The organism is Bacillus sp. es.034, from assembly GCF_002563655.1.
Classification (GTDB): domain Bacteria; phylum Bacillota; class Bacilli; order Bacillales; family Bacillaceae_B; genus Rossellomorea.
Map to the genome: position 1 here is coordinate 805079 of NZ_PDIY01000001.1, position 7422 is coordinate 812500.

At 47.4% G+C, this 7422-nt stretch carries 5 protein-coding genes, 2 tRNA genes and 2 rRNA genes; all 9 read right to left on the minus strand.

Going from position 1 to position 7422, the window contains the following annotated elements; translation table 11 throughout:
* Nucleotides 1–10: 10 nt before the first annotated feature.
* The 9 genes from ATG71_RS04190 to ATG71_RS04235 all read right to left on the minus strand — a co-directional run bounded on the left by ATG71_RS04190 (nucleotide 11) and on the right by ATG71_RS04235 (nucleotide 7400).
* Complete coding sequence (locus ATG71_RS04190; protein ID WP_098438569.1) at nucleotides 11–451, minus strand: YaaR family protein; 441 nt, start codon at nucleotides 449–451, stop codon at nucleotides 11–13.
* A gap of 17 nt (nucleotides 452–468) precedes the next feature.
* Entirely contained in the window at nucleotides 469–798 is a 330-nt protein-coding gene (locus ATG71_RS04195; protein ID WP_034762933.1) for a cyclic-di-AMP receptor, read from the minus strand.
* A 135-nt stretch (nucleotides 799–933) separates the two neighbouring features.
* Complete coding sequence (gene tmk / locus ATG71_RS04200) at nucleotides 934–1566, minus strand: dTMP kinase (RefSeq protein WP_098438570.1); 633 nt, start codon at nucleotides 1564–1566, stop codon at nucleotides 934–936.
* 15 nt (nucleotides 1567–1581) lie between these two features.
* Nucleotides 1582–3000 (minus strand): aminotransferase class I/II-fold pyridoxal phosphate-dependent enzyme, encoded by a 1419-nt coding sequence (locus tag ATG71_RS04205; RefSeq protein ID WP_179886451.1) that lies wholly within the window; start codon nucleotides 2998–3000, stop codon nucleotides 1582–1584.
* A 167-nt stretch (nucleotides 3001–3167) separates the two neighbouring features.
* A complete protein-coding gene (locus tag ATG71_RS04210) occupies nucleotides 3168–3368 on the minus strand; it encodes a sigma factor G inhibitor Gin (protein ID WP_060674262.1) in 201 nt (66 codons plus the stop codon).
* Nucleotides 3369–3928: 560 nt separating this feature from the next.
* A 5S ribosomal RNA gene (rrf, locus tag ATG71_RS04220) occupies nucleotides 3929–4045 on the minus strand.
* 101 nt (nucleotides 4046–4146) lie between these two features.
* Nucleotides 4147–7082 (minus strand): 23S ribosomal RNA (locus tag ATG71_RS04225).
* Nucleotides 7083–7231: 149 nt separating this feature from the next.
* Nucleotides 7232–7307 (minus strand) — tRNA-Ala (locus ATG71_RS04230).
* 16 nt (nucleotides 7308–7323) lie between these two features.
* A tRNA-Ile gene (locus tag ATG71_RS04235) sits at nucleotides 7324–7400 on the minus strand.
* Nucleotides 7401–7422: the final 22 nt, after the last annotated feature.

A 7422-nucleotide genomic window follows, 5' to 3' on the forward strand; every position in this document is an offset into this window, starting at 1 on the left:
CATCACTCTCTTACATATAAAGATTAATAAGCAGACCTTTTATTTCTCCGATTTTTCCTAATATATCAATGGACTTCTTTTCTTTATCCAATACATCTTCCGTTAAACCGACAAGATGCTGATCCACCGTTTCCACGATATTCAGCTTCCGCCCCTCCCCATATTGATTCCAGGTATGGGACTGCTTCAGGTCCATTCCGAAGTCCACTGCTTCCCGTACAAATTTCTTGACCAATGTTTTATATTTGGCAAGATCTTTGAATGTCCTTGACTGGGCTAAACGGGTGCCGGCGTCCTCTATCGTCCCAAGAAGCTTATTAAGCTGGTCCATCTGCATTTTCTGATCATGTTTCTGAACGAGCTGACCGAACTTCACTTGGCCTGTACCGCCAGTTTTCTGATCTTTCGCCACGCTATCCAAGGACACACGGTGGTCCTGATTAATTTTCATAGTGATCCAACCTCACTTTAAAACTGATGGAATTGTTCTACAGGGAGAACGAATACCGTCGCCCCGCCTACGGCCACTTCTACGGGATAAGGCACATAGGAATCTGCATTTCCACCCATAGGGGACACCGGTGCTACCATTTGATCACGTGACTGACAGTTTTCCTTAATGACCTGTAATGCTTTCTCCACACGAATATCCTCAGTACCAATAATGAACGTCGTATTTCCTGACTTCAAAAAACCGCCGGTGCTCGCTAATTTTGTCGAACGAAAATTATGTTCCATCAGGGCATTAGACAAACGATTGCTATCCTTATCCTGTACAACTGCCATAATTACCTTCATGAATGAATTCCTCCGTTATAAAGCCATTTACTTCCTTCTATTATATCACTGAAAAGACTCCAATGCTTCATCTAAAAAAGAGACGGGTGACCAGGCAGCGAATTTCTGCCCGGTCACTCGTCTCTTCTACTAGTCTCATCTGTTTAAATAACCCGTCACGATTTCATATGCATCAGCAAATACCGCTTCCTTACTCTTACTGGCATCGATGACTTGAATGCGATTTGGATATTGTTTGATCAACTTCTGATACCCCTCGCGGACGCGGGTATGAAATTCAACCGATTCGAGATCCAATCGATTTACTTCCCTGCCGTTATGCTTTGCAATTCTCTTTAACCCTTCTTCGGGATCAATGTCAAAATATAACGTGAGATCCGGCATCTTATCTTCAATCGCAAATTGGTTGATGTCCATGACTTCTTCCATCCCGATTCCACGGGCATTCCCCTGATAGGCAAGGGAACTGTCGATAAACCTGTCACAAATCACGATTTTGTCTGCCTCAAGGGCAGGGATCACTTTCTCCACCAGATGCTGACGTCTCGCAGCTGCATATAACAGTGCTTCCGTCCGCTTATCCATTTCCGTGTTCTTTGTATTTAATATGACTTCCCTTATCTGCTCAGCTATGGAGATACCACCAGGCTCCCTCGTTTGGACAACATCCAGGCCATCCTGCAGCAGTTGGTGATATAACTCTGATAATACCGTTGACTTCCCGGCTCCCTCGGGGCCTTCAACGGTAATGAACAATCCTCTTGTCATCTGTTTCCCTCCGCTTTATCGATACACATACACACAGTGGTCAGCCAATCGGTGATGCCCCTGTATGTTTGCCTTATTCTCTATATATTCCTTCAAACGCCGGATTACATCAACAGTGATCCGTTCCCCCGGCACCAGTAACGGGATGCCCGGTGGGTAAGGTGTCACCATTCCAGCGGAAACTTCTCCTTCTGCATCTTCCAGGGAAATCAACACTTCCTCTTTCCCATCCATTTCCTCCATGGTTAATGCCAAGCCGGAAAAAGGGGTTGTCCTTTTCGAACCGGTTATCCGCCCTATGGGATTGACTTCCACCACAGGCTCATTCTCAAGCGCCTTATTAATCCTGGTGATCGCTTCCCCATACGGAAACGAAAAACCCTTCTTTACTAAAGGAAGGATCAGCAGTACTTGATTTGGATCAGCAAGCTCAGGGTAGACACCTACAGATTCTAACAGCTCCTTTAAAACATAACCCGTTCGCCCTTCGAACTTCATAATCAGCTTTAATGGATCATGTGCCTGTTGAACAATGAGCTGAGGATGGATACGTACAATCCCATCTATAAATTCGCGAATATCCTCAAGTGTTTGATCCAAGTCCTCTTGTAAAAACGTCCCCATATAGGATCTCGCATAATCAAGGGATGCCATAATCGGATACGAAGGACTACTTGATTGTAGCATAGTTAAATAGTCTTTTACCTTATGCGCATCCACCCGGGTACTCCCAATATGTAAATACGATCCCATCGTCATGGCCGGAAGCATCTTATGAGCGGAATGAACCACAATATCTGCCCCACACGCCATAGCGGATTCGGGAAAAGGCGGACCCAGGGTAAAATGAGCACCATGAGCCTCATCAATGATACAAATAACATCATGCTTATGACACTCATCTATGATTTCTTTAAGATTGTATGTAAACCCATAATAAGTTGGATACGTAAGGACACAAGCTTTCACATGCGGGAAGACTTTCATCGCTTCCTTAATATCATCCAATCGTATCCCAAGGGCGGTCCCCGAGTCATCCCACTCTGTTTCTATGAAAACTGGAGCAGCCTTGGCAAGCCTGATACCATTTAGCACCGACTTATGACAATTCCGTTGAACAAATACTGTATCCCCAGGTTCACAGGAAGCAAGGATCGATGCAATATTCCCTACCGTACTTCCATTCACCAGAAAGTGACTCACTAAAGACCCGTATACATCCCCAAGCAGTTCCTCCGCTTCCCTAATCGCCTCATGGGAATCATGCAAATCATCCAAACCATTTAACTCTGTAAGATCCGATTGGTAAAAAGGATGATCCTCCTGCACCAATAAACCGTTCTTATGCCCTGGTACATGGAATGAAATAGGCTGCATGGACCGATGCCTCTCGATCGCCTCAATCAACGGGGTTCTTGTATGATCTCGCTTCATTCCATCTATCTCCTTAAAGTAAAAATATCCACTCATATCGTATCATAACTACGAGGTACTATTCTTTAGGGAATTCACATCTTACTTGTATTCCTTTGAATCAAGGAAACTCATAAAACACCGAAACTCTGTCAGCAAAAAAAATCATAACCATGTATACCTTCTGGTTATGAGTAGATTTGAGGAGTATTCACTTTTTTCAGCCTTTGTATGAACGTTTTGTACAAGGGATCATTCGTTTCTGTGTGAACCATTTCCTTCTCACATTCTGTGCAGATAAACGATGTGTATAGATGGATTCCAACCTTCTTCTCAACGTGACAAACGATGCACTCTTCCAAAGCCGCCTTACGTTCCTGATTTAACATAGGGCCCTCCACCTCCATACAATCTATTCTGCCTCAAAACCACTAATTGTATACATGATTTTAAACATTTCAACTGACAGAATAATCAAGTGTACTTTCATTTTATGTAGCAGTTACCGAGTCTGTGTATGTCTCTATAAAAAAGATTGTGAAAAGATGTTGGTATATTGGTGACTTGAGATTATGAGTGTATTAGGTTGAGAGATGGAGAGGTTTTTCGAACAACAATTAAAACCAAAAAAAGAGCAACTCACTAAGAGCTACTCTTTTTCACATTTGCCTGGCGACGTCCTACTCTCACAGGGGGAGCCCCCAACTACCATCGGCACTGAAAGCTGCGGCTAGTGATGAGCGGCGAATCTCTTCGTCCGCTTCACTCGTCCAGATCCTCGTGTGGGGGCCACACTCCGGTCTTCTTTCCCTCGCGTCCTCGACCTTCTTGCTCCTCCCTACCCTCGCACTGCGGTCGAGGAGAAATTTGATAAAACATTTATGTTCTTCGAACAACAATCAAAACCAAAAAAAGAGCAACTCCTAAGAGCTACTCTTTCTTTCTACTTGCCTGGCGACGTCCTACTCTCACAGGGGGAGATCCCCCAACTACCATCGGCGCTGAAGAGCTTAACTTCCGTGTTCGGCATGGGAACGGGTGTGACCTCTTCGCCATAATCACCAGACGAATATTCAATTGAAGGATTGTTCCTTCAAAACTAGATAAAGAATTGATGTCAAGAAAGCCGAATATCGACCAATATTGTTCATATAAATATGACTCTTTGTGGTTAAGTCCTCGATCGATTAGTATCAGTCAACTCCACATGTCGCCATGCTTCCATCTCTGACCTATCTACCTAGTCATCTTCTAGGGATCTTACTCACATACGTGATGGGAAATCTCATCTCGAGGGGGGCTTCATGCTTAGATGCTTTCAGCACTTATCCCTTCCGCACATAGCTACCCAGCGATGCCTTTGGCAAGACAACTGGTACACCAGCGGTGCGTCCATCCCGGTCCTCTCGTACTAAGGACAGCTCCTCTCAAATTTCCTGCGCCCACGACGGATAGGGACCGAACTGTCTCACGACGTTCTGAACCCAGCTCGCGTACCGCTTTAATGGGCGAACAGCCCAACCCTTGGGACCGACTACAGCCCCAGGATGCGATGAGCCGACATCGAGGTGCCAAACCTCCCCGTCGATGTGGACTCTTGGGGGAGATAAGCCTGTTATCCCCGGGGTAGCTTTTATCCGTTGAGCGATGGCCCTTCCATGCGGAACCACCGGATCACTAAGCCCGACTTTCGTCCCTGCTCGACTTGTAGGTCTCGCAGTCAAGCTCCCTTGTGCCTTTACACTCTGCGAATGATTTCCAACCATTCTGAGGGAACCTTTGGGCGCCTCCGTTACTCTTTAGGAGGCGACCGCCCCAGTCAAACTGCCCACCTGACACTGTCTCCCACCCCGATAAGGGGCGCGGGTTAGAATTTCAATACAGCCAGGGTAGTATCCCACCGATGCCTCCACCGAAGCTGGCGCTCCGGTTTCCAAGGCTCCTACCTATCCTGTACAAGCTGTACCAAAATTCAATATCAGGCTACAGTAAAGCTCCACGGGGTCTTTCCGTCCTGTCGCGGGTAACCTGCATCTTCACAGGTACTATAATTTCACCGAGTCTCTCGTTGAGACAGTGCCCAGATCGTTACGCCTTTCGTGCGGGTCGGAACTTACCCGACAAGGAATTTCGCTACCTTAGGACCGTTATAGTTACGGCCGCCGTTTACTGGGGCTTCGATTCGCACCTTCGCTTGCGCTAAGCACTCCTCTTAACCTTCCAGCACCGGGCAGGCGTCAGCCCCTATACTTCGCCTTACGGCTTCGCAGAGACCTGTGTTTTTGCTAAACAGTCGCCTGGGCCTATTCACTGCGGCTCTCTCGGGCTTGCACCCTACCAGAGCACCCCTTCTCCCGAAGTTACGGGGTCATTTTGCCGAGTTCCTTAACGAGAGTTCTCTCGCTCACCTTAGGATTCTCTCCTCGCCTACCTGTGTCGGTTTGCGGTACGGGCACCTTTTTCCTCGCTAGAGGCTTTTCTTGGCAGTGTGGAATCAGGAACTTCGCTACTATAATTCGCTCGCTATCACAGCTCAGCCTTCGCGATGACGGGATTTGCCTCATCATCAGCCTAACTGCTTAGACGCACATATCCAGCAGTGCGCTTACCCTATCCTCCTGCGTCCCCCCATTGCTCAAACGGAAAAGAGGTGGTACAGGAATATCAACCTGTTGTCCATCGTCTACGCCTATCGGCCTCGACTTAGGTCCCGACTAACCCTGAGCGGACGAGCCTTCCTCAGGAAACCTTAGGCATTCGGTGGATGGGATTCTCACCCATCTTTCGCTACTCATACCGGCATTCTCACTTCTAAGCACTCCACCAGTCCTTACGGTCTAGCTTCGCAGTCCTTAGAACGCTCTCCTACCACTGACACCTAGAGGTGTCAATCCACAGCTTCGGTGATACGTTTAGCCCCGGTACATTTTCGGCGCAGAGTCACTCGACCAGTGAGCTATTACGCACTCTTTAAATGGTGGCTGCTTCTAAGCCAACATCCTGGTTGTCTAAGCAACTCCACATCCTTTTCCACTTAACGTATACTTTGGGACCTTAGCTGGTGGTCTGGGCTGTTTCCCTTTCGACTACGGATCTTATCACTCGCAGTCTGACTCCCATGGATAAGTCTTTGGCATTCGGAGTTTGTCTGAATTCGGTAACCCGATGAGGGCCCCTAGTCCAAACAGTGCTCTACCTCCAAGACTCTTACACATGAGGCTAGCCCTAAAGCTATTTCGGAGAGAACCAGCTATCTCCAAGTTCGATTGGAATTTCTCCGCTACCCACACCTCATCCCCGCACTTTTCAACGTGCGTGGGTTCGGACCTCCATTCAGTGTTACCTGAACTTCATCCTGGACATGGGTAGATCACCTGGTTTCGGGTCTACGACCACATACTCAAATCGCCCTATTCAGACTCGCTTTCGCTGCGGCTCCGTCTTATCAACTTAACCTTGCATGGGATCGTAACTCGCCGGTTCATTCTACAAAAGGCACGCCATCACCCGTTAACGGGCTCTGACTACTTGTAGGCACACGGTTTCAGGTTCTATTTCACTCCCCTTCCGGGGTGCTTTTCACCTTTCCCTCACGGTACTGGTTCACTATCGGTCACTAGGGAGTATTTAGCCTTGGGAGATGGTCCTCCCAGCTTCCGACGGGATTTCACGTGTCCCGCCGTACTCAGGATCCACTCAAGAGGGAATGAAGTTTCAACTACAGGGTTGTTACCTTCTTTGACGAGCCTTTCCAGACTTCTTCGTCTACTTCATTCCTTTGTAACTCCGTATAGAGTGTCCTACAACCCCAAGAGGCAAGCCTCTTGGTTTGGGCTATATCCCGTTTCGCTCGCCGCTACTCAGGGAATCGCAATTGCTTTCTCTTCCTCCAGGTACTTAGATGTTTCAGTTCCCTGGGTCTGCCTTCCATACTCTATGTATTCAAGTAAGGATATTGTTCCATTACGAACAATGGGTTCCCCCATTCGGAAATCTCTGGATCAAAGCTCACTTACAGCTCCCCAAAGCATATCGGTGTTAGTCCCGTCCTTCGTCGGCTCCTAGTGCCAAGGCATCCACCGTGCGCCCTTCATAACTTAACCGAATTGGTTGTTACATCAGGTTTAAAACCTAAAATGGCGATACTCGGTAATTTCTTGACTATCAATTTATCTTTATCTAGTTTTCAAAGAACAATCATGGATCTCGGAAGAGATCGTATGGATAGATATTTCGCTTGCGCAAAAATCTTTGGTGGAGCCTAGCGGGATCGAACCGCTGACCTCCTGCGTGCAAAGCAGGCGCTCTCCCAGCTGAGCTAAGGCCCCGTTTAACGAAAGAATATGGTGGGCCTAAGTGGACTCGAACCACCGACCTCACGCTTATCAGGCGTGCGCTCTAACCAGCTGAGCTATAGGCCCATATTCCATAAAAATGAATGAT

Bases quoted from the DNA above. Each gene is read 5' to 3' on its own strand.
- ATG71_RS04190 (WP_098438569.1), bottom strand. From the start codon at position 451: ATGAAAATTAATCAGGACCACCGTGTGTCCTTGGATAGCGTGGCGAAA.
- ATG71_RS04195 (WP_034762933.1), bottom strand. From the start codon at position 798: ATGAAGGTAATTATGGCAGTTGTACAGGATAAGGATAGCAATCGTTTG.
- tmk (WP_098438570.1), bottom strand. From the start codon at position 1,566: ATGACAAGAGGATTGTTCATTACCGTTGAAGGCCCCGAGGGAGCCGGG.
- ATG71_RS04205 (WP_179886451.1), bottom strand. From the start codon at position 3,000: ATGAAGCGAGATCATACAAGAACCCCGTTGATTGAGGCGATCGAGAGG.
- ATG71_RS04210 (WP_060674262.1), bottom strand. From the start codon at position 3,368: ATGTTAAATCAGGAACGTAAGGCGGCTTTGGAAGAGTGCATCGTTTGT.